General features: G+C 33.2%; 28 protein-coding genes and 3 tRNA genes. 10 read left to right on the forward strand and 21 right to left on the reverse strand.

The genetic code is table 11. From position 1 onward, the window contains the following. Together KO361_03625 and KO361_03630 are read right to left on the reverse strand one after the other, a co-directional pair. On the reverse strand, positions 1-323 hold a 323-nt coding region (locus KO361_03625), incomplete at its 3' end, for a hypothetical protein (GenBank protein ID MCC7574656.1). 11 nt (positions 324-334) lie between these two features. Further along, complete coding sequence (locus KO361_03630; GenBank protein ID MCC7574657.1) at positions 335-1,747, reverse strand: tail fiber domain-containing protein; 1,413 nt, start codon at positions 1,745-1,747, stop codon at positions 335-337. Positions 1,748-1,910: 163 nt separating this feature from the next. Here KO361_03630 and KO361_03635 point away from each other — a divergent pair, with 163 nt between their 5' ends. Beyond that, entirely contained in the window at positions 1,911-2,360 is a 450-nt protein-coding gene (locus KO361_03635; protein MCC7574658.1) for a hypothetical protein, read from the forward strand. A gap of 15 nt (positions 2,361-2,375) precedes the next feature. Beyond that, complete coding sequence (locus KO361_03640) at positions 2,376-2,624, forward strand: hypothetical protein (protein MCC7574659.1); 249 nt, start codon at positions 2,376-2,378, stop codon at positions 2,622-2,624. A 35-nt stretch (positions 2,625-2,659) separates the two neighbouring features. Here KO361_03640 and KO361_03645 read toward each other — a convergent pair whose 3' ends face one another. The 3 genes from KO361_03645 to KO361_03655 all read right to left on the reverse strand — a co-directional run bounded on the left by KO361_03645 (position 2,660) and on the right by KO361_03655 (position 4,568). Next, positions 2,660-3,286 carry a hypothetical protein gene (locus KO361_03645; GenBank protein MCC7574660.1) on the reverse strand — a complete coding sequence of 209 codons (627 nt, stop codon included), beginning with the start codon at positions 3,284-3,286 and terminating at the stop codon, positions 2,660-2,662. Between the two features lie 8 nt (positions 3,287-3,294). Next, a complete protein-coding gene (locus KO361_03650) occupies positions 3,295-3,906 on the reverse strand; it encodes a hypothetical protein (GenBank protein ID MCC7574661.1) in 612 nt (203 codons plus the stop codon). 86 nt (positions 3,907-3,992) lie between these two features. Then, positions 3,993-4,568, reverse strand: coding sequence for a hypothetical protein (locus KO361_03655; GenBank protein MCC7574662.1), 576 nt, complete (start codon positions 4,566-4,568; stop codon positions 3,993-3,995). 114 nt (positions 4,569-4,682) lie between these two features. Between KO361_03655 and KO361_03660 the strand changes: the two genes are divergently transcribed. After that, complete coding sequence (locus KO361_03660) at positions 4,683-5,351, forward strand: rhomboid family intramembrane serine protease (protein MCC7574663.1); 669 nt, start codon at positions 4,683-4,685, stop codon at positions 5,349-5,351. 5 nt (positions 5,352-5,356) lie between these two features. Here the strand turns inward: KO361_03660 and KO361_03665 are convergent, their stop codons facing one another. The 12 genes from KO361_03665 to KO361_03720 form a co-directional block, all read right to left on the reverse strand. Next, positions 5,357-5,854, reverse strand: coding sequence for a hypothetical protein (locus KO361_03665; protein ID MCC7574664.1), 498 nt, complete (start codon positions 5,852-5,854; stop codon positions 5,357-5,359). Between the two features lie 225 nt (positions 5,855-6,079). Beyond that, positions 6,080-6,151, reverse strand: a tRNA-Gly gene (locus tag KO361_03670). Positions 6,152-6,210: 59 nt separating this feature from the next. Beyond that, positions 6,211-6,612 carry a hypothetical protein gene (locus KO361_03675; protein ID MCC7574665.1) on the reverse strand — a complete coding sequence of 134 codons (402 nt, stop codon included), beginning with the start codon at positions 6,610-6,612 and terminating at the stop codon, positions 6,211-6,213. Continuing rightward, complete coding sequence (locus tag KO361_03680; protein ID MCC7574666.1) at positions 6,596-6,784, reverse strand: hypothetical protein; 189 nt, start codon at positions 6,782-6,784, stop codon at positions 6,596-6,598. Before KO361_03680 ends, KO361_03675 begins: the two co-directional genes overlap by 17 nt. Positions 6,785-6,868: 84 nt before the next feature. Next, positions 6,869-7,306: a hypothetical protein gene (locus KO361_03685; GenBank protein MCC7574667.1), complete on the reverse strand. Its 438-nt coding sequence runs from the start codon at positions 7,304-7,306 to the stop codon at positions 6,869-6,871. Between the two features lie 20 nt (positions 7,307-7,326). Continuing rightward, the gene (ppsA, locus tag KO361_03690; GenBank protein ID MCC7574668.1) at positions 7,327-9,735 is read right to left on the reverse strand and encodes a phosphoenolpyruvate synthase; all 2,409 of its coding nucleotides are present in this window, start codon (positions 9,733-9,735) and stop codon (positions 7,327-7,329) included. Positions 9,736-9,826: 91 nt separating this feature from the next. After that, a complete protein-coding gene (locus KO361_03695) occupies positions 9,827-10,075 on the reverse strand; it encodes a hypothetical protein (protein MCC7574669.1) in 249 nt (82 codons plus the stop codon). Positions 10,076-10,187: 112 nt separating this feature from the next. Further along, entirely contained in the window at positions 10,188-10,649 is a 462-nt protein-coding gene (locus KO361_03700; protein MCC7574670.1) for a HEPN domain-containing protein, read from the reverse strand. Continuing rightward, entirely contained in the window at positions 10,633-11,166 is a 534-nt protein-coding gene (locus tag KO361_03705; protein MCC7574671.1) for a nucleotidyltransferase domain-containing protein, read from the reverse strand. Before KO361_03705 ends, KO361_03700 begins: the two co-directional genes overlap by 17 nt. 99 nt (positions 11,167-11,265) lie before the next feature. Then, the gene (locus KO361_03710; protein MCC7574672.1) at positions 11,266-12,108 is read right to left on the reverse strand and encodes a Bro-N domain-containing protein; all 843 of its coding nucleotides are present in this window, start codon (positions 12,106-12,108) and stop codon (positions 11,266-11,268) included. 124 nt (positions 12,109-12,232) lie between these two features. Next, positions 12,233-12,307, reverse strand: a tRNA-Glu gene (locus KO361_03715). Between the two features lie 63 nt (positions 12,308-12,370). Then, positions 12,371-12,484 (reverse strand) — tRNA-Ile (locus KO361_03720). A gap of 144 nt (positions 12,485-12,628) precedes the next feature. Here KO361_03720 and KO361_03725 point away from each other — a divergent pair. Beyond that, positions 12,629-13,078: a hypothetical protein gene (locus KO361_03725; GenBank protein MCC7574673.1), complete on the forward strand. Its 450-nt coding sequence runs from the start codon at positions 12,629-12,631 to the stop codon at positions 13,076-13,078. Between the two features lie 35 nt (positions 13,079-13,113). Then, a complete protein-coding gene (locus tag KO361_03730) occupies positions 13,114-13,497 on the forward strand; it encodes a hypothetical protein (GenBank protein MCC7574674.1) in 384 nt (127 codons plus the stop codon). Here KO361_03730 and KO361_03735 read toward each other — a convergent pair. Genes KO361_03735 through KO361_03750 form a run of 4 tightly spaced genes read right to left on the reverse strand, consistent with a single transcriptional unit; the run spans position 13,489 to position 18,243 of the window. Next, positions 13,489-15,282 carry a glycogen/starch synthase gene (locus KO361_03735; protein MCC7574675.1) on the reverse strand — a complete coding sequence of 598 codons (1,794 nt, stop codon included), beginning with the start codon at positions 15,280-15,282 and terminating at the stop codon, positions 13,489-13,491. The genes KO361_03730 and KO361_03735 overlap by 9 nt on opposite strands. Then, a complete protein-coding gene (locus KO361_03740; GenBank protein ID MCC7574676.1) occupies positions 15,279-15,629 on the reverse strand; it encodes a hypothetical protein in 351 nt (116 codons plus the stop codon). The genes KO361_03735 and KO361_03740 overlap by 4 nt, the downstream gene beginning before the upstream one ends. Positions 15,630-15,669: 40 nt before the next feature. Continuing rightward, positions 15,670-16,932: a glycoside hydrolase family 57 protein gene (locus KO361_03745; GenBank protein MCC7574677.1), complete on the reverse strand. Its 1,263-nt coding sequence runs from the start codon at positions 16,930-16,932 to the stop codon at positions 15,670-15,672. A 33-nt stretch (positions 16,933-16,965) separates the two neighbouring features. Further along, the gene (locus KO361_03750; GenBank protein ID MCC7574678.1) at positions 16,966-18,243 is read right to left on the reverse strand and encodes a glycosyltransferase family 4 protein; all 1,278 of its coding nucleotides are present in this window, start codon (positions 18,241-18,243) and stop codon (positions 16,966-16,968) included. A 372-nt stretch (positions 18,244-18,615) separates the two neighbouring features. On the opposite strand from KO361_03750, the gene KO361_03755 reads away from it, so the two are divergent. From KO361_03755 to KO361_03775, 5 genes are all read left to right on the forward strand, one after another. After that, positions 18,616-19,278: an ArsR family transcriptional regulator gene (locus tag KO361_03755; protein ID MCC7574679.1), complete on the forward strand. Its 663-nt coding sequence runs from the start codon at positions 18,616-18,618 to the stop codon at positions 19,276-19,278. Next, positions 19,275-19,577, forward strand: coding sequence for a hypothetical protein (locus tag KO361_03760; protein MCC7574680.1), 303 nt, complete (start codon positions 19,275-19,277; stop codon positions 19,575-19,577). Before KO361_03755 ends, KO361_03760 begins: the two co-directional genes overlap by 4 nt. A gap of 26 nt (positions 19,578-19,603) precedes the next feature. Further along, on the forward strand, positions 19,604-21,910 hold the full coding sequence (gene tadA / locus KO361_03765; GenBank protein ID MCC7574681.1) for a Flp pilus assembly complex ATPase component TadA: 2,307 nt from the start codon (positions 19,604-19,606) through the stop codon (positions 21,908-21,910). A gap of 11 nt (positions 21,911-21,921) precedes the next feature. Then, positions 21,922-24,144 (forward strand): hypothetical protein, encoded by a 2,223-nt coding sequence (locus KO361_03770; protein ID MCC7574682.1) that lies wholly within the window; start codon positions 21,922-21,924, stop codon positions 24,142-24,144. A gap of 88 nt (positions 24,145-24,232) precedes the next feature. Then, complete coding sequence (locus tag KO361_03775; GenBank protein MCC7574683.1) at positions 24,233-24,574, forward strand: hypothetical protein; 342 nt, start codon at positions 24,233-24,235, stop codon at positions 24,572-24,574. Positions 24,575-24,578 lie beyond the last annotated feature (4 nt).

The following is a 24,578-nucleotide window of genomic DNA, read 5'->3' on the forward strand; positions in this document are numbered from 1 at the left end:
CTATTAAGAGCAACACCACTAGGTGTCTCACTCAAAAAAGCACTCCACTCCTCACTCGTATTACTAGGAATAAAAATCTGATCATTCCTACTATTAACAACTCTTCTAAAATCATCATACAAACAAATATCAAACGAAGTATTTACATCAATATAAGTACCAAGAACTTTACCATCAGAATCAGAAACTACTTGACTAACACCTGTTTTAATATTGATTATTTGTGTGTTAAACGAAGCTGTTTGAGCGTTAACTATTGTTAAAATTGAAAGAAGTATTATTGCTATAAATATTAGTAGTGATTTTATTTTTTTTTTATTCATAATTAATCCTTTTAAGAGTTTATTAGTTTTGTTAACTCGTTGATTGTTTGTTGTTGTTCTTCTAGTTTTTGGGTTAGTTCGTTGATTTGTTCTTGTTGTTCTTTTATTGCTTGTATTGCTGGAACTACGAGTAATGAGTAATCTACTCCTTTGTATTCTCCTTTTTCGTGTACTAGTTCAGGGTATATTTTTTCTAATTCTTGCGCTATTATTCCTATTTGTTGTTCTTTTGATTCTTTGAAGTTGAATGTGTACGTGTTTAGAGATGTTATTTTGTTTAATGCATTGTTTAGTGGTACAAGGTTTTCTTTTAGTTCTATGTCTGAATCGTGTATGAATGCTGACGCGTATACATTACCTGTTACGATTGCGTTTCCTTTTACATGTAATTTTTCAGTAGGCGCATCTATTCCTATACCTACATCATCGTTAAAATAAGATTTTTTATCTGCTTTTAGCACAAGATTTGGTTGACCTCCTGATACACCTCTAGCCCTATCACCTGTTATGAATGCCATATAAGCAGAATCTCCTCCAGTGGCCATAATATAGTTAGCATCATTTCTACTAAATTCTAAATGATTTTGATCATCTGTAGCTGTTGATATTAATCTAGTCCCCGCTATATCTCCCGATACATCTAAAGCTCTGCTTGGTGATGTTATTCCTATTCCTAGTCTTGAATTAGTATTGTCCCAGTGTAGATTCGTAGGACTTATAACTGCGTCTTCTCCGTTTCCTACTAAGACTTTGTTTGCTGCGAGGATTGTTTTGCCTGTTCCTCCGCGAGGTACAGTTACAAGATCTAAATTTATTGTTACTTGTCTTGTTGATCCTGCTACTGTGCTTATTCCTGTTCCTCCTGTGATTGTTGCTGTTTGCATACTTCCTATTGTTTGTGCTGTTCCACTATCTCCTGCTAATGTCCAACTCGCGTAGTTATCTGCGCTATCTGGGAGTCCGTCTAATTTTGATTTATCAGCTGCACTCATCACTCCTGCAAGAGTATCTGTTGCTATGTTTAGCGTTGCGGGCGTTCCTGTGCTTGATGTTATTAGAACTGTTGTTGCGGTTCTTGTTCCTTGCGCTATGTTTGTTGGTGAAACATCTAATTTGTTTGTGTCTGAATTCCACGTTAAAAAAAGTCCCGCTATTTGACTTCCTCTTTGTGCAAATGCCGTGTTCCAGTTTCCTGAGTTTCCTCCTAGTGCTATTATTGTATCTGATACATCTAGTCCTCCGCTAATCGCTACTCTTCCACCCGAACCTAGATCCATATTAGTTATTGTGTCTGTATATAGAATTGTGTGGTATCCTGCTATTCTAGCGTTGTTTGATTGCGCTAGTGTTAGTGTTGAGCTTATTAGTATAAGCAGTGTTATTATTGTGATTGTTAAGATTCTTGATTTTTTTAAGTTAGCCATGTTGTTTGTTCTTTTCTTTTTTGTTTATATACTTTTCTATTATTTGTCGTCTTTACCACTTCTTAGTTAATTCTTTTTGTTTTGTTTTTTTTATGGAAAGTTATTTAAATAACTTAATTAATTGTTTTGTTATTATTTTTTTTTTAATTGTAGGTGAGTTGTTATGAATAATAGGTTTAAGAAGAGGTTTAAGAGGGATTTCTTGATGTTTTATCTTGGTATTTCTTTGTATATTATTTTTTTAGTTCTTTGGTTTGTTACTTTGCCTAAGCCCGAGAAATCTTTTGATGCTATGACTGTTGGTGAGAAATTGGATAGTGTTAGGGCTAGTGAGTCTAAGATGCTTGATGATTCTAATTATTTGAGAGCTGTTAACAGTAATAACAATGTTTACTGTGATAAAATCGTTGATGTTAAGCTTAGAGAAAAGTGTTTTAAGGAAGTTACTTCTTCTGAGGTTTTAGTTGTTGATGATAGGTCTGAGCAAGATATTCTTGATGATTCTAATTATTTAAGAGCTGTTAACAGTAATAATGTTGTTTATTGTGATAGAATATTTGATGTTGATTTGAGATATGAATGTTTGGTTGAGGTTCAGTCTTTAAGTAATTGATCGGTGTTTTTGAGAATGGTTGCAGGAATTATTTTATTGAATGCTTTTTTTGGGATTTTGTCTGTTGCTTGTTTAGTTTTTTCTTTGTATAAATTGGTGTTTATTATTTCTCAGTATAAGAAGTATGAAGTTGTTATGGCCAAGGTTCTTGAGTTGTCTAAGGATAATAATTCTAAGAGTTTTGTTAAAGCTAATCTTATTAGTGAGGATTATGCTGAGTACGTTGTTGATGATATTCTTGATGAGTATTATTCTAGTGAATAATAATATTTTTTTTGGAGAATTAATATTTTTTTGATTTATATGTTTCCTTTAGTTAATAAGAACATTGCGAATGCGCCTACTAATAATATTACTATCATTCCTAGTACTTTTGGGTGGAATAGTGTGGCCGTTACGTCTTCTCCGAAACTTGATGGATCAGAACTTCTTGTTGTTGTCGTAGTTGTTGTGTAGTCATCTCCGTAGTATATTTGTCCTGGTTCTCCTGTGCTTGGCGTAGTTGTTTCTGTGAGCGTGGTTGGTCCTGTTGTTGCTTCTCTTGTTGTTTGTCCGAATGCTGCGCCTAATCCGAATAACATTAGTACCACAGTTATTATTATAACCCATGTTCTTAGTTCTGATGTTGTTCCAGCTACTAAATCTTTTTGTTTTAGTCCGAACATCATTAGTACGAATAATATAAAGAATCCTATGAATATTATTGTGAAGAACCATGGCGTTATGTATGCTATTAGTGTTATGAATCCTTCGCTTGTCATACTTATTATTGCGAATCCGAATGCTATTAGTGCGTAGAGTCCTTGGTTTTTGTCTCCAAATGGTTTGGTCCAGGAGAGGAAGCCGTACATGATTACAAATACTAATATTATCATGAATAACGAGCTCACTGCTCCTAGTAAACCTATATCTAGAAACGTTACCATTTTAGGTTTTAGTTTCCTCCGAACATTTTGTTGAATTCTTTTGCGAATCCTTTTAGTCCTGAGTTGTCATCTTTTGGTTTATCTTCTTTTGTTATGAAGTTTATTATTAATGCGAAGACTAGTAATGTTACTATTAGTGCTTGGAATTGTGGATCATACAAGAAATATAGCCATCTTGGTATGTATCCTCTTCCTATCCATCCTGCTGCTATTGCGAATATTAATCCTACTGCTAGTATTGATAATGCTACGAATCCTCCGCCTAGGTAGCTTTTACTTGTGTTTAGTGGGTTTCCAAAAACGCCTGTTACTAATAATACCATCACTACTCCTACTACTAGTAGTGCTACGTTTGGTATTGCTCTGTTTATTACATCTACTACGTCTAATCCGTAGATGTATCTTCCTGTTATGTGTGGTATTACTACTCCTAGTGCCATTACTAGTGATAGTATTACGTTAAAGTTTTTTCTTGGTTTATCATGTTCATCTGTTCCTAGTATTTTGGTTTTTTGTAATACCGCGAATACTAATGTAAATATTAGTATAAATGGTAGTAGTACATCTAGAAGTCCTATTGCTTCTAAGTTTTGTATCATACCTCTGAAGTCTAAATACATTCGTGATCACCTTTTTTGTTTTTTTGTTATTTTTTAGTGTTATTTTTTTATTTGTTTTTTTTGTTCTTTTTATTTGTTTGTTTTTTTTAGTCTTTCTTTTTTTCTTGTTTAGGATTTGGATCTTTCGTTATGTACCATATAAATCCTATGAATATCGCCATCATTAGTACAGTTGCTAATATTTCTCCGCTCCAATTACTTTGTAAATACGCGTATATTTTGTCTAACCATCCTAGTGAGTTTAGGAATATTAATGCTATTCCTATGAATACTATTACTTCGAATATTATTGTCCATGTTTTGTTTAGGAAGAAACCGTCTTTTTCTTGTTTTTGGAATGCCCCTATTGTGAGTGTGAATGAGAATACTAGCACTATTAGTAGTACTACTTTTGATGTTACTTCACTTATTAGTGATACAAGTTGTGCTGATGCTACTACGAAGAATGCGATTACGAATGCTGTCATGCTGTTTAGGTTTTTTCTGGTTACTTGGTGTATTTTTCCGTCGTTTTCTGATCTGTATTCTTCTGTTCCATATATTTTTGTTTTTTCTAGGAATGCGAATACCATTGTGAATACGAGCAGGAATGGTAGTATTATTTCGAATACGCCTAGTTCAACTAAGAAATTCATCGCGTTACCTAGTACTGTGTTAGCCATAGTTGATAACTGGCGTTTAAGAGTTTATAAAACTTTTGTTTTTTTCTTAGTCTTATTTTTATTTTTTTGTTGGTTTGGAAATTTTTAAATAATACTGTTGTTTCTTTGTTTTTTATGAAGAGCAGAATTCGTAATGTGTTTTTTATTTTGATTATTGTTAATATTAGTGTGTTTTTGTTGCAATTTTTGTTAGGTGATTCTTTTACTAGGGCTTTGATGCTTGTTCCTGAAGATATTCTTAGTAGGCCTTGGACTTTGTTGACTTCTATGTTTCTTCATGGTAGTCCTGCTCATTTATTGTTTAATATGTATGCTTTGTTTATTTTTGGTGGTTTGATTGAGCAAAGAATTGGTACGTCTAGGTTTTTAGGTGTTTATTTGTTTGCTGGTTTGTTCGCAGGTGTTTTGTATTCTGTTTTTTCTTCTGTTCCTGCTCTTGGTGCTAGTGGTGCTATTATGGCTGTTCTTGGTTTGGCTATTATGTTGTTGCCTGATCTTCAGGTTTTGTTTTTCTTTGTTATTCCTATGTCTCTTAGGACTGCTGGTATTATTTTTGCTGCTATTGATATTTTTGGTTTGTTTAATCCTGGTTCTGGTATTGCTCATCTTGCACATCTTGGTGGTTTATTTGTTGGTTTGGTTTATGGTTTTTATTTGGTTTCTAAGAAAAAGAAGCTTGTTGCTAAATTTGTTAGGCCTCCTAAGAAAGTTTTTGGTAAGAAAGACACTATTGAGTTAAGTGATGAAGATATTGAAGAATATATTAAGAATGGTCGTCTTTGATTATTTTATTGTTTGTTTCCTTTCATCATGCCCGCCATGTCTAGTAGTGATGCTTTGTTGTTTCTTATTATTTGGCCTGTTTCTGCGTTGATTCTTATGTTTATTATGTTCATGCTTTTGCATATGAATGTCATGTTCCATACTGGTTCCATGATGTGTTGTAGTATTATTATTTTTTTGTTTACTAGTTCCGCAGAGTGTTCTTTTTTTAGTATTTCGTTTGTTTTTTGTGTTGCTTCTTCGTAGTTAATTTTTATTTTTTTTATTTCTAATTGTTGTATTGTTTTTCCTTCTTTGAATATGTCTTCTTCTTTTTGTTTTGTTATCGGATTAGTTTTGAATATTGTTATTTTGTCTGTTCTTGGATTGTAGTATCCTATTTCTAGTTCTTGTTCGTTTTCTGGTACTAATATGTGTACTAAGTAGTATTCTTTGTTGTTTCGCATGAATTTTTTGTATTCTATGTTTTGCGTGAGTTTTTCGTATTCTTTTATTACATTCATTATTTTTTAGAATGCGTTATTATTTATAAGTTTTTTTGAGGCGTAAAAATTTTTGTTAGTATTTAGAAAAAAGTATTTAATAATTTTAATTATGTTTTTAAATACTGTTTTTAATATTTCAAATAAATGCGAAGGATGGGATTCCTCGAACGTAGCTGAGAGGTGCCAAAAATATTTCTTGATTTTTGAGCATGTTCAAATTCCGTTTGTTGCATTTAGAATAAATGCGAAGGACGGGATTTGAACCCGTGTCCCAGCCTTGGCAAGGCCGAATACTAACCACTATACTACCTTCGCGTTTTTATTCTTGGGATGTGGTTTTTTATTTTAAAGGTTTCGATTGGTTTTAGAATTGTTTATTTTTTTAGTTCTTTTGTTATTCTTGAGAGTTCCGCGACGTTTTCTGCGAATAATGGTAGGACTTTTGAGAATACTTTTTCCATTGCTTTTACTTCTGCTCCTACGTTAGTCATGTTTCTATCGTAGTCTTCTACTTTTGATATTATTACTGTGTGTACTTTGTCAAATTCTCTTCTTAGGTCTTCGAATTTTTGTTCAAGCGTGGTTACTCTCGTTGTCATTGTGTTTTTCCATTCTGCTAGTTTTGTTAGGTCTTTTAGTAGGTCTTCCCATTTTTCTTCTATTATTGCTTCTATTAATTCTTCGTTTCCCGTCGTATTTGTTAATTGTTGAGGTTGTTGAGGAGCGTAATTTTTTTCTTGTAGTTTTTGGAATGGATTTTCATCGAATTGATTCATTGGGCACACCTTGTTTTTTTGTTATTTGGTCGAACGCGTCGAATATTGCGTTGAAGCAACAGCCTTGTTGTTTTAGTTGTTGTATTATTTTTTTGTTTTTTAGTCCTTGTTCTTTTTTTGTTTTTATTATGTTTGTTAAATTTTTTATTGAACAAAAATTATTGTTTTCCATGTCTTCTTCCTCTTGTTATTTCTGTGTTTTTGTCCTTTTTTTGTACGCTTTTATTTTTTGGGTTTTGTTTTTATAAAAAGTTTTCTAATAATTTTTTTGTTTTAGTAGTTGTTCTATTTCTTTTCTTGTTACGAATTGCATGGGTTCCCATAAGTCTAGGTATGTGTTTAGTACTTTTAGGTCTTTTTGTTTTGCTGTGTCTTTTAATTCTCCTTTCATTACGTGTAAGTCATCTGTTAATTCTTGTATTTTTATTTTTGCTTCTAGTAATTCTTGGTTTAAGTGTTTTTTTTCTTTGAAGTATTCTTTTTGTAGTTCCATGAAGTTTTGGTCTGTTAGTTGTGATTTTTTTCTTAAATTTAAGTATCTATCTTCTAGTATTCTTATGCTTGATGCTACTTCAGATATTGTTTTTGTTACTTCGTCACTGTCTGGTTTTGCCCATGCTGCTTTTGTTTGTGGAAAATTGTTTTGGAAATTAGCTTGTTCTGGTATTATTGGCTTTTCGTTATTTGGTTCCACTTAATTTCCACCTTTGTTTTTTATCTTCCTAGTTGTTCTTCTTTTTCTGCTATTGTTATTCTTGTTTTTACAACTGTGTCAGGATTTAGGCTTATGCTTTGTATTCCTTCTTCTACTAAGAATTCTGCGAAGTCTGGGAAGTCGCTTGGTGCTTGTCCGCATATTCCTATGTATTTTTCTTTATCGTTTGCTACTTTGATTACGCGTCTTAGGAATTTTTTGACTGCTTCGTTTCTTTCGTCGTATACGTGACTTACTAATTCTGAATCTCTGTCTACTCCTAATGTCATTTGTGTTAAGTCATTGCTTCCTATGCTGTATCCATCGAATACGTCTAGGAATTCTTCTGCTAATATGACGTTGGAAGGTATTTCACACATAGCATATACTTTTAATCCTTTGTGTCCTTGTTTTAATCCGTTTTCTTCCAGTATTTTAAGTACTTTTTTTCCTTCTTCTACTGTTCTACAAATAGGCACCATTATGATTATGTTGTCTAATCCGTATTCGTTTATTACTTTGTGGAATGCTTTACATTCTAAATCAAACGCTGGTTTATACTTTGGGTCGTAGTATCTTGATGCTCCTCGCCATCCTATCATAGGGTTATCCTCTACTGGTTCGAATTCTTTTCCTCCTAGCAGGTTTGCGTATTCATTTGATTTAAAATCTGACAATCTTACGATTACATCTTTTGGGTAGAACGCGGCCGCAATTGTTCCTATTCCTTGTGCTAATTTATCTACGAAGAATTGTTTTTTATCTTCGTATCCGTACGTTAGTTCTTTAATTTTTTGTTTAGCTTCTTGATCTTTTAATGTATCGTAGTTCATTAGTGCAAGAGGGTGTGCAACTATGCTATTGTTTATTATGAATTCCTCTCTTGCTAATCCTACACCTTCGTTTGGTATGAAGCTTAAATCGAATGCTTGGCTCGGGTCCCCTACGTTCATCATTATTTTTGTTTTTGGTTTTTTTACTGCGCCTAAGTCTAGTTTTTCTATTTCGAAATTTAGTAAGCCTTTGTATACGTATCCTTCATCTCCTTGTGAACAATCTACTGTTATGTCTTCTCCTGTTTTTAGTTTCTCTGTTGCGTTTCCTGAACCTACTAAGCAAGGTATTCCTAATTCTCTTGAAATGATTGCCGCGTGACAGGTTCTTCCGCCTCTGTTTGTTACGATTGCTGAGGCTATTTTCATTATTGGTTCCCAGTCAGGATCAGTCATATCTGTTACTAGTACTTCTCCTTTTTTGAATTGTCTTATGTCTTTTACGTCTTTTATTACGTTTGCTTTTCCTTTTCCTATTCTTGAGCCTACGCTTCTTCCCGTTACTATTCTTTCTCCTTGTTCTTTCATTACGTAAGTTTCTAGTACGTTAAGGTCTTTTCTGCTTTGTACTGTTTCTGGTCTTGCTTGTACTATGAATAATTCTCCGCTTTTTCCGTCTTTTGCCCATTCCATATCCATTGGTTTAAAGTATCCTGCTTTCTCTGAGTAATGGTCTTCTATTATTTGCGCCCATTTAGCAAGTGTTAATACGTCTTCGTCGTTTATGCAGAAAACTCTTTGTTCTTCTTCCGGTACTGGTATATTTTTCACGGTTTTGTTTCCTTGTAAATCGTAAACCATTCTGATTTGTTTTGATCCTATTTTTTTTGTTATTATTGGTTTGTATCCTTCTCGTAGTTTTGGTTTAAACACGTAGAATTCGTCAGGGTTTACTGCTCCTTGTACTACGTTTTCTCCTAATCCGTAAGCCGCAGTTATTAGTATTGCGTCTTTGAATCCTGTTTCTGTATCTATTGAAAACATAACTCCTGACGTTGATAAATCTGATCGCACCATTTTTTGTACACCTATACTTAGTGCTATGTTGAAATGATCAAAGTTCTTGTCTTGTCTGTAGCTTATTGCTCTGTTTGTGAATAATGATGCGAAACATTTTTTGCAGGCTTCCATTAACATTGATTCTCCTTTTATATTCAAATAAGTTTCTTGTTGTCCTGCGAAGCTAGCATCAGGTAAATCCTCAGCTGTAGCGCTACTTCTTACTGCGACGTCAGTATTATTTCCGTATTGAATGCACATGTGTTTGTATCCTTCTTTTATTGTATTTTTTAGATCTTCTGGGAATTCTGCGCTTCTTATCATATCTCTTATTTTGTGTCCTCTTTCGTATAAATTATCCATGTTATGAGTATCTAAGTCTTGCAGTGTTTCTCTTATTTTGTCAGGTAAATGATTGTGTTCTAAGAATCTTCTATAAGCGTGCGCTGTTAATGCAAAGCCATTAGGTATTTTTACTCCCTTCGGCGTTAATAATCTGTACATCTCTCCTAATGATGCGTTTTTTCCACCTACTATTGGTACGTCTTCTATTCCTAATTGATCAAACCACAGAATTAAAGCATTATGTTTATCCAAATTAATACACCTCTTTTAAGTAACCCTCTTTTTTATACTTTCTTTAAATTGATGTTGTATATAAATCTTTCTGAATGTTTAGAGTAAAAAATTAAATTATTTTTAGTACTAAGTAAGCTGTTAATCCGAGTAAAAAAGGATATATTATGAATAAGAAAAATATTGATAATATGCTTTCTTGTTTTATTGCGCTGATACCATGTTTTGTTACATTGTTTAACAAATCATACCAAGTTGTTATTTTCAGGAGGTTTGCTAACACGTTTAGTATTATAGCCATGATTAATATTGCGAAGCCCGTTGTTAGTATTTTTATTATCGTTGTTATTTCTGGTTGCATGTTTCTTGTTTTATTTTTGGATCATTTATATTTTTTTAAAAGAAAAATGCCCCCGCCGGACTCCGAACCTTTCAGGTTCGAATCCCTCTCTTTTTTATAAATATTGCTTGGATCATAATTGTTTAATTTTTTCTTGGATTTTTTGTATTTCTGTTTTTTTTAATGTTGCTATTTTCTCTCTTATTTCTGTGTTGAATTCCTCTGCGATAATTATTCCTTTTTTGACATCTTCTTTTGTTGCTTTGAAGTCTGTGTAATATTGTTTATCTACTCTTTCTTTTTTTGCTTCTTGTAATTTTTTATTATCTATTTTGAAAAATTCTTTTAATAAAATTATTGTAGCCGTGTGATTTTCTGATTTTATTCCTATTTTATATAATAATGCCAAAGAACAATAGTACATAGAATAATATGTGAGTGCTACGGCATCATCATAATTTTCTATTTTTGTTAATGTTTTTGCTGATATTAGTGATTTTTCTGATTTTTCTAAATAAGCAAAGCAAATTTCTTGGCTTGGCTCTGTTATTTTTATTTTTTCTTCTTTTTTTAGTTTTTTAATAAATGAGTTCATAGTATCTGTCTACACCTTTTAAAATTATATGATTTTTTATTATTTCCTTTGTTAATAAACTTTCCTTGTTAAAATCCCCTGTTTTTACGTTAATTTTAGAATCTTGTAATTCTATTTCTTTTTTTATTTGTTTATTTTTTGTTTCAACATATATATCAATATCGCTACTTTCTTGTTGTGTGTGTTTTGCATATGAACCAAACAATATTGCTAATTTTATGTCTGGGTTTGATTTTATTTTTTCTACTATTTTTCTTAGTCTTGGTTGTTTTTTTATTATTTCTAAGAGTTTGTAGTGTTCTATTATTTTTTTGTATTCTTTTGTTTCTAAGTTATTTTTTAAGAAATAAACTTTGTTTTTTCCCTCATAAACATAATCAACAAGGTTTTGTTGTTCTAACTCTTGCATTTTTCTCGCAATGGTTGTTTGATTCGTGTTTAGTGCTTTTGCCAATCCTCTTATATGGTTGTTCTTTTTTATTAGTTCCAAAACGATTTCGTAATTTATTTGTGACATATGTAACATAAAAGTTACAATATTATTTAAATGTATCGAAAAACTCTGAGAACAACTCGATCATTAACCTAAAAGGAAAGTGCTCCCACCGGACCCTTTTCAGTCTAGTTTCTTTTTGCTTTTTTGTTTTGGTAAAAAATTATCTTCAGAGATTACGCTTTTCCCCAGATTTTTTTCTAAGTCTTCTCTAGCTCTTTTCGCAACATTTCCGCCTTTGTTTGCAGAGTTTTTGCATTCTTGGAATCCTTGAGAATCTTTTTCTTTAGTTATCACAGTCGTAGAAGCTTCACCGAGCATGGTAAATATTAGTTCTAAGTCAGTCATGTGATCTCTTAAATTTTGATTCTTTTTTTGTAGTTGTTTGAATTCTTTATATTCAGGAATTGTTTTACCAAATGTGGCTTTACTAATCTCGTTAGTTAGTATCGCAAATTCTTGTTCTGTTTTTATATCCCTATTTTTCCACTCTTGTGTTAGTTCTTGTCTAATCGCGATTCCTCTAAGTCGCTTATCTATCCACTCTTTAGGATATCCTTTTAATTCATAATAATTCTTTATTCTATCCTGACCTAGTTCTGGGTTTTCTATTTCTTCAATACGTTCATAACCAACTTGCGCAAGCCATTGCTTGAATGGCTCGGCTTTCTTTGATGGAATTGATTGAATTATTCTAAAAAGAGATTTTGTGTTCGCACAATCAGTAGCATAAAATTTACCATCGGAGGATTCTAATTTGAGTTGTCGACAATTTGTCGATAACTCAACGCCGACTTCTGATTCTCTCTTTTTTAGCCTGTACCAATAATCTTTCGCATCCGAACTATCTGTTAAAACTCGCACCACATCAACAACAGAAAAAAACCACTCTTCATTATATCTTATTCGTCTGATTTTTTTATTTTGAAATACTACTAAATTATTGGTTTTATTATTTTGATTCATTTTAAAGTTTGATAGTATTAATTCATTTATATATTTCACGCGCGTACTTGTTCTTGTGCTAATGAAAAAACAACCATAAATATCTCATCTATAAATGCACTCATTGTTTTAGAAAAAAGAAAAGTGCCCCCGCCGGGATTCGAACCCGAGTCTTAGCCTCGAAAGGGCTAAATGATTGGCCGGACTACACCACAGGGGCGTGGTTTGTTTGTTTTATTGGAAAATTATTTTATTTATAAATTATTATGTTTTTTTTTAAGAGTGGGCCTGGGGAGATTTGAACTCCCGACCACTGGCTCTCTTAGAGCAGTTGTTTTTTTTTGTTTGAAACGTTGTCATATAAGACCAGCGCTCCACCAGACTAAGCTACAGGCCCGGTTTACTTAGTCTTATTTTGTGAATAGTTGTTCTTTTTTAAAGTTTATTAAAGTTGTTTTTTTTGGTTTTTTAGGTTTTTTATAGAAAAAGATTTAAATTGAGAGCATTATAGTGTTTTTTAGTTTAGAGGTGAGTTTTTATTTTGTTTCGTAATTTTAAGGGTCAGAGTTCAGTTGAGTATCTTAGTATTGTAGCTATTGCTTTGATGGTTCTTGTTCCTGGTTCTTATTTGTTTTTTAATTATTCTAAGAGTACTAGTGATCAGGTTGCTGCTAATCAGCTTAATCTTGCTGGTGTTGAGATTCTTAATGAGGCTGAGAAGATGTATGTTTTAGGTAAGAATTCTTGGGTTACTTTGGATGTTAGTTTTCCTGGTATCTTTATGGATGCTGGTATTTATGATGAGCGCGAATTATTTTTTAGGTATAGTACTGGTTCCGGGGAGTCTTATGTTGTTTTTTTCGCGGTTGGTTTTAATATTTCTAATAGTACTGTTGCTTGTGGTGAGTATTGTTCTTTGGGTTTTAATCCAGGTGTTAATAGGGTTAGGATTCAGTCTCAAGGTAATTATGTTAGTATCGTGAAAATATGATTTGGTTTAGTTTTTCGAGGAAGGGGCAGTCCGCGATGGAGTTTCTTATACTTGTTGGTTTTGCTTTGATTATGATTGGTGCTTTAGTTGTTGTTTTTCATAATAATATTGTTTCTATGGAGAAGGTTCGTGAGGATGTTTTGATGAATCAAGTTTTTAATATTGTTTTTAGTGAGTTCGAGTTTGCTAGGTTGGCTATGCCTGTTTATAATCGTACTTTTTATTTGCCTAGTGGTATTGATGGTAATGTTTATAATATTTCTATTTATGATGATGTTGAAGTCGTTATTAATTATAAGGGTAGGGAATATGTTAAGTTTTTGAGTGATGATGTTGTTATTGTTGGTGATTCTTTTTTGGTTCCTGGGCCCAATTATTTGGTTAAAGAATGTGTTGATTGCGCGCTTTTGTTAAATTAAGATTTTTTTGAGTGAGTGGTTGTGTGCTTCTACGTAGTTTTTTATTAGGTCTTTCCAGTCCGCTGTGTTTGCTAGTTTTTTGGCTTGAATTTTGTGTTCTACTCTTTCTGAGTGTGTGTATTCGGTGTATTCTTTGAATACTTCGTATAGTTCTTGTATTGCTTTTTCTTTGTTTTTGTAGTCTCTTTTTATTATGTATATTCCTTTTTGTTCTTCTTGTTCTTGTTCTTGTATGTATCTTCCGAATCCTGCTAGGTCAGTTGTTATTGCTGGCACTCCTAGTGCTGCTGATTCTAGGGGTGTATATCCCCATGGTTCGTAGTAGCTCGGAAATACTCCTAGGTGTGTTCCTGGTATTAGTTCATAGAATTCTTTGTTGAATAATCCGTCTGCTCCGTTTAGGTATGCAGGGTATAGTATTATTTTTACTGGGTTTTCTTTGTTGTTGTTTAGTCCTTCTTGTTTGGCTAGATTTATTATTGGGTCTTGTTCTTCGTTTTGTATGTTGTGCGTGCATATTTCTGGGTTTCCTTGTTTTTTGAATCTTTTTATTTCTTTTTTTAGTTCTTCTATGAATTCTTCTGTGAATAATTCGCAAGGTTGTGTTTTTTCTCCGTTTGTGAAGTGTTGTATTATTTTTTGTGGTAGTGATTTGTTGTTTTGATGTATATATTTTTTTATGTGTCTGTAATAATTTTTTTGTTCTAATAGTTCTTTTTTTACGCCTTGGTTCGGCATTGCTATTAAGAATAGTGCCGTGATTGTTATTTTGTTGTTTTTTTCTTTTAGGTGTTGGTTTAATTTTGATAGTGCTTTTATGAATATGTCCATTCCTTTGTTTTCGAATTCGTATCTGCTTGCTAAGTAGAATGTTAAATTATTATTTGTGTCAAACGAATAATAGGGGAAAAACATGTATTCTAGGAATTCTTGTATGTCTTTTTTTTCTTTTCTGTGTCTTATTGATGCTTCTTCCATTGATGGGAATAAATCTGTGTCTAATCCGTTGAGTGTTAATACGTGTGGTTTTTTACTTAGTATGTATTCTGCTTCTCTCGATGTTATTTGTGATACTGTTGTGAATGTTTCTGCTGTGTGTGCGCATGCTTTTTCTGTTGTGTGTTTGTCTTCTACGTTTAGTTCTTTTGCTTTTTCTTCTGGGTTGAATTTTCCTAGTGTTCCGTACAAGTCTTGGTTATTTCCTGCTATGCTTCTTCCTAGCATCGTCGCGTGCGTTGTGAAAGTTGTTCCTATCTTGGTTTGTTTGTTTTTTAGGAATAGTATTGTGAACCCAGTCATCCATTCATGTGTTTGTAGCGCTGTTTTTTGTTTTTTTCTTTGTTCTAATTCATGTATTAGTTCTGCTGCTGCGTATGAAAAAAGCATTGGTTCTTCGAAGTCCCATCTTGATTTGTATGAATCTATTTCGTGTTTTTCCCATAGCCATTGTTTTAGTTCATTTATTTTATTTATTGTTCCTGAGAATTCTAATAATATCGTGTTTGGTTGTCCTTTTATTAGCCACGTGCCGTATCTCGCGTTTATTCCTTTGTTTTTTATTGTGTTGAATGCTTCTTGGTATTCTTTGGGTGGTTCTTTTTCTTGAAATTCTTGTTTGGCTTGTTCTTCTATGTATGGCCCTATGCAAGTGTATTCTTTGTATATTTCTTTTGTTTTTTTAGCTTTTGTTGAGATTACTGAGTAGATTCCGCCTACTTTATTACATATCTCCCAAGATATTTCTATTAAGTGTTCCGCTTCTGGAACTAAGTTTTTTTGATTCATTTTTTCTTGGGTGTTTTTTTTACTATGTGTTTGTATATTGCTAGTCTTATATGGTCTTTATTTTTTAGTCCTGCTATTTCTTCTGCTAGTTCTACTTCTTCAAATACATCTTTTACCCAGTTCACGAAGTCGTTTCTGTTTTCTGTTACGTGATGATTAAATACTTCTTCTTGTATGTTTTCTAATTTTTCTGCTAGTTGAGTCACGTTTCTTACAGGATGCCCATCACAAAACACGAAGTATTTGTTTTCTGGGGCGTCTTTTAGTATTTTTGATGCTTTCTTTGTTTTTGTTGTTTTCCTGGTTGTTTTCTTTTTTGGTTTTGTTGATTTTTTCTTTTTTTCCATTTTTTTCACCTTCTTTATGTTTTTGTTCTTTTTTTCTTCGTTAGTTCGTTTTTGTTTCCAGGAGTAGTTCAGGGTTCTCCCTGATTTCGTAGGTGAATGTTGTATCTTTTTGTTTTTGTTGTTTTTGGTGTATTCTTCTAACGAAGTCGTTTAGAACCGTCATGAATATTATGTATGCGTCATATGGGCTGTCGTATGGGCTGAAGTATTTGTGTACGTCTCCATCATTGAACCACTTTGTGCACATGTAGTATACGTGGTCTGATGTTGTTAGGTTTCTCCAGTCTCTTATTAGTTCTTCGTCTTTTGTTTCTTTAACGTGTTTTTCTATTTTGTATAGTGCTTGCATGGCTGAATCTTGTAGTGGGTTTCCTAGCCACGCTGTTAAGTCACGTTCTATGTCCGCCCATGATACGTAGTTATGTACATCTATTGTGTCTCGTATAGGATATTTTTCTGCTGCTTCTGTTACTGTTAAGAATTCGTTGTGTGGATGTTTTAGTAATTCTTCTGGTAAGTGTTTCATGAATTCGAAGATTCCTGTGTCTTCCCATTGGTGTTCTCCGAATGTTTCATAATCCATGAATAGGTTTACTAGTTCTCCTCCTCCATTTATTTCATTTATCCATCTTGAATATTTATCAACGGTTAATGGGTGTTCGTTCCATTCTTTGTTGCTGAATCTGAATGCTATGTCATCGCTTAATTTGTAATTTTTTAATAATAATTTTATTTTGTCTGCGAAGACTGATTTGTAAACGTGGTTGGGTGTTCTTCCGTTCAATACGTGGTCTGCTCCTTCTGCTAGTATTGCTTTGTATCCTAGGTCTTGTACGAATTTTGCTAGTTCGTTGTTGAATATTAGTTCTGTGTTTCTGAATACTTTTGGTTTTATTCCGAATAGTTCTTTAATTTTTTTTTCGTGTAATTTTACTTGTTCTTTGAATTCTTCTTTTGAGAATATGTATGCTAGGCTGTGGTGGTATGTTTCTCCTACTATGTCTACGTGTCCTGTTTTTATTAGTTCTTTGAAGCTTTCTAGTGCTTCAGGGGAGTATTTTTCCATTTGTTCTAGTACTGTTCCTGTTATGCTGAAGCTTATTTTGAATTTTCCTTTATGTTTTTTTATTAAATCTAATAATACTTTGTTTGTTGGTAAGTAGCATTTCTTGGTTACTTTGTGCATTATTTCTTTGTTTTTTTGTTCGTCAAAATAGTTTGAGTGTTCTCCGAAGTCTAGTACTCCGTATTTTCCTAGTCTGTGTGGTTGGTGTACGTGAAAGTAAAAGCATATGCTTACCATTTTTGTTTTTCCCCTTGTTTTATTTTTTTGATTTTATTTTTTCATGTTTATTGCTTCGTTGTATACTTCTATGCATCTCGTGGCTGGTTTGTCCCATGTGGATAGTTTGGCTTCCCAGTATCCTTTTTCGCTTAATTCTTTGTTTAATGTTGTATATTTTAGTAATGCTAGTATTTTGTTTGCTAATTCTCTGACGTCCCAGAAGTCTACTTTTAATGTGTGGTATAGTACTTCTGCTATGCCTGATTGTTTTGATATTATTGTTGGTGTTTTTTTGATTTGTGCTTCGAAGGGTACTACTCCGAATGGTTCGCTTACGCTTGGCATTACGAATACGTCGGCCATGCTGAATAACTTTTCTGCTTGTTCTCTTGTGTAGAATCCTGTGAATATGAATTTTTCTGATAGTCCTATTCTTGCTACTTTTTCTATTATTTGTGGTAGCATATCTCCTGATCCTGCTACTATGAACATAGTGTTTGGTTGTTTTTCTAGGACTAATTTTGCTGCGTCTACGAAATAATCTGGTCCTTTTTGTAGGGTTACTCTGCCTGCGAATAGTACTACTTTGTCTGTTGCTTTTATGTGTTTGTTATCGTAGAATACGTTATCATTCATAGGTGTCGCGGCGTTGTGTATTACTCTTATTTTGTGTTCTGGTACTCCGTATCTTTCCATGCATGTTTGTTTTATTTTATTGCTTACTACTATTATTAGGTCTGATTCGTGCATTCCTCTTCGTTCTATTTCGTATACTTCTGGGTCTGCACAAGTTTGTCCTGTTTTGTCAAATTCTGTTATGTGTACGTGTGCTATTAGTGGTTTTCCTGTTTTTTCTTTTAGTGCAATTCCTGCTATGTTTGTTACCCAGTCATGTGAGTGTATTACATCGAACTCTTCATCTTCTACTAGTAGTTTTACTTGTTCTGCGAATCTGTATATTTCTTGTTTTAGGTCTTTTCCATATATTGGTTTGTTTTTAGTTAAATTTTTTCCTCGTTCTATGTATGATTCGTATTCTTTTTTGTATGATAATGTGTCTGTGTATGCTGTTAGTAAAGAATTAATTTTTGCTGTTTTTAATCTGACATTTTTGTAACGGTTATTCGTTATTATTATTTTGAATTTTCCTTTACCGCAAGGTGATCTTTTTTGGTTTAAATCTTGATATAAATCTTCGGGTCCTGAGGGCATTACGTAAGTTAAATCTATGCCATGATTTACTAATGCGTCTGATAGTGCTGCGCACACCATGCCTACGCCTCCTGCGAAGAAAGGCGGGAACTCCCAACCTAGTTTTAATACTTTCAAATATCGACCCTCTTTTTCCTTTTTTGTTTTGGATTTTTTGAATCCTTTGTTGTGTTTTTTTTTAACAAAAATTTGTGTTAATTAATCTATTTTTGTTATTTTTGTTTATGTGGGTTTAACCCATATATAAATGTTATGCATTTTCAGTCGAGAAAAAAATATCTTGAGTTTTTTATGTTATTTTGAGTTTTTTTGTGATTTTTTTTGTGAGTTTTGTCGTGTTAAAAACAAAAATATATTAAATCTAATACTTTATTATGTTATTTTGATATTATTTTATTTAAATAATCAAACAATACATTATCATCTTATCATAATATATGTTGTAAGACATAAATGTTTATAAAAAAAAGAATTAATTTTTTTAGTTGAATGAGTGACTTTGATTTTGATTTTTCAGGAACTAAATGGGTATTATTAAAACAGCTTGAAAAAGAGCCTTTATCACCTAAGGAACTTGCTAGTTTAACTAGTACTAGTGTTGCTAATGCTAGTCAGCAATTAAAGCTTTTGGAAGCTCAAGGTTATCTTAAAAAAATTAAGATTAAAGGAGATTATACTAGGAAGGATCGAGATGCTAGAATTCTTTACAGCATATCTAAGCCCATGGTTTGGATTAGTAAGATTGGTAAAGATTATGTTAATAGGAAAGAAATTAAGAATCCTGATAATTTTTTGTTTAATCTTTTACTTTGTGATTTGAAAGATGCTATGCCTGTTTTGAAATTTTTTCTTAATAAAGAAGAGTTGTTTAAGCGCATTAATTGTTTGTTTTATTTGCAGACTATTAACAATGAAATTCATTTCCTCATAGTTACTGATGATTTAGATTTTTTTAGGAAAGAACATCATTCTTCTGAAGTTTTATTTGATAATAAGAAGCACGTGGTGAAATTTTGGAGTCATTCTGTTGATGAGTTAAAAGTTGGTTTGGAACGTAATGAGCACTACTTTGTTGATTTGATTAAGCGAGCTGAGATTGTTCTTTGTGATAATGAAGATGTTAAGGTTTTGTTTAAGGAGTGGCGGAAATGAATAAGCTTTCAAGAATTATTAGTTCATTGAGTGAAGAGGATTTGTTGAAGATTAAGCGCGACTTAGTTGCAGGCAATGTTGATAGATTAGTTGAGATGCGTTTGTCTGAGTTTCAAGAAGTTAAATTTTCGTCTAAGCAGTGTCCTGTTTGTGGTGGTAAAATAACTAATGATTCGTTTGTTTTAGAGTTTGGTAAATCATATATTAGGAGACGTGCTTTTTTTGATGGGTTAGATTGTCTTGAGTACTTTGTTAGTGTTAAGCTTAAGAAGGAAGATTTAAAAGAAGTTCATGATTAGTTTTTTTTAAAAAGAGGGGATTTATTTTGATTAGAAAGAAAAAAGGAAGTGGGTTTTTTGAAGATTACTCTATTAGTAAGGAAAGTGTTGATAATGTTTTAAAGGTTAATTATTTGAATACTCCTAGGATTCCTTCTATTGAAGAAGATTCTTTGTGTATGGCTAAGACTTGTGAGTTGCTTGCTAGTAATCCTAATATTACTAAGATTATTTTTTCTCAGAAGCATGATTTCGAGTACGAGTATGATCAAGTTCGTTTGTTGTTAGAAATTGCTAAGTTATATAAGCGTTTAATTAAGCAAAAAGATGTTTTTTCTTATTCTTCTCTTAATTCTATTAGTTCTGGTCCTGATATGTTGACTGAGCGTTATAACGAGGTTCAGAGTCTTATTTTTAGTCATTTAACTAAGGATCCTATTGGTTGTTATGTTGAGTTAAAGCGTATTACTCGTAGGGAAAAAATTGAATTGGATAAAGAAATTGATCCTGTTATTCTTGAGTCTAGGAAGAAGTACGTTGAATTGCTAAATTATCTTATTCAGAGTCTTGAGAATACTCGTTTGATCCAGTTGTCTTCGCATTATTTGGCTGGTTTTAAGGTTGGTAGTAGAGATATTTATCGTAAGTTATTCAAGCCTAATATTAAGCCTGATTTTATGTTTACTAAGCTCATGGCTACTTATCCTAAGGGCGCTGAGGAAATTATGAATTATAGTCTTGGTGATACTGAAGTTATCATTTTTAAGTTGCCTGAGAATGTTCAGTATTTGTATCATGTGACTCCTCCTGAGTTTAATCTTAGTGAAGATAAATATGAAGTTCTTGATATGGCTCGTAATATTATGTCTGAGTATAGTCCTGATGAGCAAGACTTTGTTGATCCTGAGCGTATCAGAGAAATTTTTTATAACGTGGGTGCTGATTTGTTGGAGGAGCTTTGCGTTCATAAAAATCTTGATGTTGATACTACTGAGCTTGAGGAGTTGACTCAGATTCTTGTTCGTTACACTGTTGGGTTTGGTTTGATTGAAGTCTTGTTGAAAGATACTAATGTTCAAGATATTAGTGTTAATAGTCCTACTGGTCAAGCACCTATTTTTTTAGTTCATAATATTTTTGGTGATTGTAAGACTAATATTTGGCCTAGTCTTAGTGATGCTGAGTCTTGGGCTTCTAAGCTTAGAATGATTTCTGGTCGTCCTCTTGATGAGGCTAATCCTATTCTTGATACTGATTTGGAAATTCCTGGTGTTGCTACTGCTAGGATTAGTGTTATTAATAAACCTTTGAATCCTACTGGTTTGGCTTATTCTTTTAGGCGTCATCGTGATAAGCCTTGGACTTTGGCTTTGTTTATTAAGTATAAGATGATTAATTCTTTGGCTGCTGGTCTGCTTAGTTTTTTGATTGATGGTAATAGGACTATGTTGGTCGCTGGTACTCGTAGTGCAGGTAAATCTTCTTTGCTTGGTGGAGTTTTGGTTGAAATTATGCGTAATTATCGTATTATTACTATTGAGGACACTCTTGAGTTGCCTAGTTCTGCTTTGCGTCAGCTTGGTTATAATATTCAGTCTATGAGGGTTGCTTCTGCTTTGTCTAAGGGTACTAATGAGCTTGCGGCTGATGAGGGTATTAGGACTACTCTTCGTCTTGGTGATAGTGCTTTGTTTGTTGGTGAAGTTCGTAGTACTGAGGCTCGTGCTTTGTATGAAGCTATGAGGGTTGGTGCTCTTGCGAGCGTGGTTGCTGGTACTATTCATGGCGATAGTCCTTATGGTGTTTTTGATCGTGTGGTGAATGATTTGAATGTTCCTAGAACTAGTTTTAAAGCGACTGATTTGATTATTGTTGCTAATCCTATTCGTAGTCCTGATGGTCTTCATAAGTGGAGACGTGTTACTCAAATTACCGAGGTTCGTAAGGATTGGGAGCATGATCCTATGGTTGAGAAGGGTTTTGTTGATTTGATGAAGTATAATTCTGTTACTGATGAGTTAGAGCCTAGTGATGCTTTGATTAATGGTGATTCTGAGATTTTGAAGGCTATTGCTAGTAATGTTAAGGAATGGGCTGGTTCTTGGGATGCTATTTGGGATAATATTTTGCTTAGGACTCGTATTAAGGAGACATTAGTTAATAGTGCTGAGACTCATAATGATCTTGATATGTTGGAGGCTGAGTTTGTTATTCTTTGTAATGATCAGTTTCATAAAATTAGTGAACGAGTTAAAGATGAACGCGGAGTGCTTGATAGTGAGAGGATTTTTTTTGAGTGGAATGAGTGGCTTAAGAAACAGGTTAAATTAAGGATGGATGAGCGTAATGCTTAGGGTAGGTTATTATGAAAAAGGACGAGCTTGATTTTTTGAATGTGAAGAATAAGTATAAGCGTAAGTTAGTTCAGGAAATCGGCGGTACTCCTGAGGAGGTTAAAAGGGTTAGTTCTAGTGATTATGATTCTTTTAAGAAATCTTTTATGCCTAAGAATCTTTCTTTGTATGAGAAAGTTTGTAATTTTGGTGAGAAAATTCTTCCTATTAAGCCTGATAAGAATGATATTCCTAAGATTCAAGATGCTATTAAGACTAGTCATTTGAATATTACTCCTAGTGGTACTATGAGTTTTGCTGCTGTTGGGTCTATTAGTGTTGTTCTTGCGTTTATTGTTCTTGGTTATATGGTTCCTTTGGTTCTTAGTGGTGGTAAGACGATCGATATGTATTTTTTCGTGTTTTTTGGTTTAATGGCTGGTTTGGCTTTGTTTGTTCCTATGACTAAGTTGCCTTTTATTATTGCTAAATCTTGGCGTATGAAGGCTTCTAATCAGATGGTTCTTAGTATTTTTTATGTTGTTACTTATATGCGCCATACTCCTAACTTGGAGTTGGCTATTAATTTTGCGGGTGAGCATTTGGCTCCTCCTTTGTCTTTGGATTTTAAAAAGATTATTTGGGATATTGAGACTGGTAAGTTTGATAATGTTAATCAATCTTTGGATTCTTATTTGGATGGTTGGCAGAAGCATAATCCTGAGTTTGTTGAGAGTATTCATTTAATTCAAGGTAGTTTGTTTGAGTCTTCTGAGACTAGGCGTATTAGTGCTTTGGATAAGAGTTTGAGTGTTATTTTGGATGAGACTTTTGAGAAGATGCTTCATTATTCTCATGATTTGAAGAATCCTATTACTACTCTTCACATGCTTGGTATTGTTTTGCCTATTCTTGGTTTGGTCATTCTTCCTTTGATTACTGCTTTTATGTCTGAGATTAAATGGTATCATTTGTTTGCTTTGTATAATTTGGCTTTGCCCGCGATGGTTTTTTATCTTGGCAAGGATATTTTGTCTAATCGTCCTACGGGTTACGGTGGCATTAATCTTTCTGAGTTGGAAGAAGATACTCCTTTGGTTAAGTTGAAGCTTGGTTCTAGTAGTTTTGATTTGGCTCCTCTTAGTGCTGCGTTGTTAATAGGTGTTTTTTTCTTATTTATTGGTTTTTCTCCTTTGCTTATTTATTCTGTTAATCCTGATTTTGATTTGTATTTGACTGAGGATATTCAGATTTTACAGCCTGGTGATGTTGATCCTAGGACTGTTGTTTATGCTAAGTTCTTAGATTATAGGGAGCAGAAGGATGAGAATCATCTTTTTACTGGTGATTATATGGGTCCTTATGGTGTTGGTGCTAATCTTCTTAGTATTGCTATTCCTCTTGGTCTTGGTTTGGCTTTTGGTTTATTTTATTCTTGGAAGACTAAGCGTTTGGCTAATCTTCGTAAGGAAACTATGAAGTTGGAGCAGGAATTTGCGTCTGCTTTGTTTCAGCTTGGTAATCGTTTGGGTGATGGTATTCCTGCTGAGTTGGCTTTTAGTAAGGTTGCTCAGGTTATGCAGAATACTAAGTCAGGTAATTTTTTTGATAAGATTTCTTTGAATATTGTTAAGCTAGGCATGGGTGTTGAGGATGCTATTTTTGATCCTGAGCGCGGAGCTATTAATGATTTTCCTTCTAGTATTGTTGAGAGTGCTATGAAGGTTTTTGTTGAGAGTAGTAAGAAGGGTCCTTTGATTGCTAGTCAGGCTTTGGGTACCGTTGCGGAGTATATTAAATCTATGCATCGTGTTGATGAACGTCTTAAGGATTTGATGGCTGATGTTGTTAGTAGTATGCGTAGTCAGATTAATTTTTTGACTCCTATTATTGCGGGCATCGTTGTTGGTATTACTAGTATGATTATTCAGATTCTTGGTATTTTGAGTGAAAAAATGGATGAGTTCGGTGATATTCAAGGTACTGGTACTGGTATGGAGGGTATGTTGGAGATGTTTGGTCAGGGCGGTATTCCTACTTTCTTTTTTCAAGTTATTGTTGGTTTGTATGTTGTTCAGATTACTTATATTTTGAGTATTATTATTAATGGTATTGAGAATGGTTCTGATAAGATTGGTGAGATGCAGTGTTTGGCTACTAATATGATGAGTTCTACTCTTCTTTATTTGGCGGTTTCTGCTTTGTCTACTATTGGTTTTAGTTTTGTTGCTGCAGGCGTTGTTTCTAGTATTTGATTCTTTGTGATTATTTTTGTTGTCGTTACTGGAAATATTTATATACTTAGGTTATTGGTTTTTATGTAATTGTTTGGAGGTCGTCTTTATGGGTGATTCTGAGTTGAGCGTGATTTGTAGGGTTTGTCAGCGTAAGGTTAGTATGGATCGTGTTAGGTTTGATGAGGTTCGTAAGCTTTATGTTTGTGATAATTGTTTTAATTCTAATCATGGGTTTGATGAACGTAATTCTTTTGTTGGTGAGGCTGAGCGTAGTGTTAAGTCTTTGAAGGATAGTTTGGTTAAGTATACTTGTGTTAAGTGCAGGTATCATTTTGTTAGGCAGAAGAATAAAGAAATTAGTAGTTGTCCTTATTGTGGTTCTGATAAATTAGAGATTCTCGATACTGGGGCTAGTAAGATTATTGAAGAGTCTCATAAGTTTTTTTGATTTT

The sequence above is a fragment of the Candidatus Woesearchaeota archaeon genome, assembly GCA_020854775.1.
Lineage (GTDB): Archaea > Nanobdellota > Nanobdellia > Woesearchaeales > 21-14-0-10-32-9 > 21-14-0-10-32-9.

Excerpts from the sequence above, each read along its gene's own strand:
- KO361_03630 (MCC7574657.1), bottom strand. The coding sequence starts at position 1,747 with ATGGCTAACTTAAAAAAATCAAGAATCTTAACAATCACAATAATAACA.
- KO361_03635 (MCC7574658.1), top strand. The coding sequence starts at position 1,911 with ATGAATAATAGGTTTAAGAAGAGGTTTAAGAGGGATTTCTTGATGTTT.
- KO361_03640 (MCC7574659.1), top strand. The coding sequence starts at position 2,376 with ATGGTTGCAGGAATTATTTTATTGAATGCTTTTTTTGGGATTTTGTCT.
- KO361_03645 (MCC7574660.1), bottom strand. The coding sequence starts at position 3,286 with ATGGTAACGTTTCTAGATATAGGTTTACTAGGAGCAGTGAGCTCGTTA.
- KO361_03650 (MCC7574661.1), bottom strand. The coding sequence starts at position 3,906 with ATGTATTTAGACTTCAGAGGTATGATACAAAACTTAGAAGCAATAGGA.
- KO361_03655 (MCC7574662.1), bottom strand. The coding sequence starts at position 4,568 with ATGGCTAACACAGTACTAGGTAACGCGATGAATTTCTTAGTTGAACTA.
- KO361_03660 (MCC7574663.1), top strand. The coding sequence starts at position 4,683 with ATGAAGAGCAGAATTCGTAATGTGTTTTTTATTTTGATTATTGTTAAT.
- KO361_03665 (MCC7574664.1), bottom strand. The coding sequence starts at position 5,854 with ATGAATGTAATAAAAGAATACGAAAAACTCACGCAAAACATAGAATAC.
- KO361_03675 (MCC7574665.1), bottom strand. The coding sequence starts at position 6,612 with ATGAATCAATTCGATGAAAATCCATTCCAAAAACTACAAGAAAAAAAT.
- KO361_03680 (MCC7574666.1), bottom strand. The coding sequence starts at position 6,784 with ATGGAAAACAATAATTTTTGTTCAATAAAAAATTTAACAAACATAATA.
- KO361_03695 (MCC7574669.1), bottom strand. The coding sequence starts at position 10,075 with ATGCAACCAGAAATAACAACGATAATAAAAATACTAACAACGGGCTTC.
- KO361_03700 (MCC7574670.1), bottom strand. The coding sequence starts at position 10,649 with ATGAACTCATTTATTAAAAAACTAAAAAAAGAAGAAAAAATAAAAATA.
- KO361_03705 (MCC7574671.1), bottom strand. The coding sequence starts at position 11,166 with ATGTCACAAATAAATTACGAAATCGTTTTGGAACTAATAAAAAAGAAC.
- KO361_03710 (MCC7574672.1), bottom strand. The coding sequence starts at position 12,108 with ATGAATCAAAATAATAAAACCAATAATTTAGTAGTATTTCAAAATAAA.
- KO361_03730 (MCC7574674.1), top strand. The coding sequence starts at position 13,114 with ATGGAGTTTCTTATACTTGTTGGTTTTGCTTTGATTATGATTGGTGCT.
- KO361_03735 (MCC7574675.1), bottom strand. The coding sequence starts at position 15,282 with ATGAATCAAAAAAACTTAGTTCCAGAAGCGGAACACTTAATAGAAATA.
- KO361_03740 (MCC7574676.1), bottom strand. The coding sequence starts at position 15,629 with ATGGAAAAAAAGAAAAAATCAACAAAACCAAAAAAGAAAACAACCAGG.
- KO361_03745 (MCC7574677.1), bottom strand. The coding sequence starts at position 16,932 with ATGGTAAGCATATGCTTTTACTTTCACGTACACCAACCACACAGACTA.
- KO361_03755 (MCC7574679.1), top strand. The coding sequence starts at position 18,616 with ATGAGTGACTTTGATTTTGATTTTTCAGGAACTAAATGGGTATTATTA.
- KO361_03760 (MCC7574680.1), top strand. The coding sequence starts at position 19,275 with ATGAATAAGCTTTCAAGAATTATTAGTTCATTGAGTGAAGAGGATTTG.
- KO361_03770 (MCC7574682.1), top strand. The coding sequence starts at position 21,922 with ATGAAAAAGGACGAGCTTGATTTTTTGAATGTGAAGAATAAGTATAAG.
- KO361_03775 (MCC7574683.1), top strand. The coding sequence starts at position 24,233 with ATGGGTGATTCTGAGTTGAGCGTGATTTGTAGGGTTTGTCAGCGTAAG.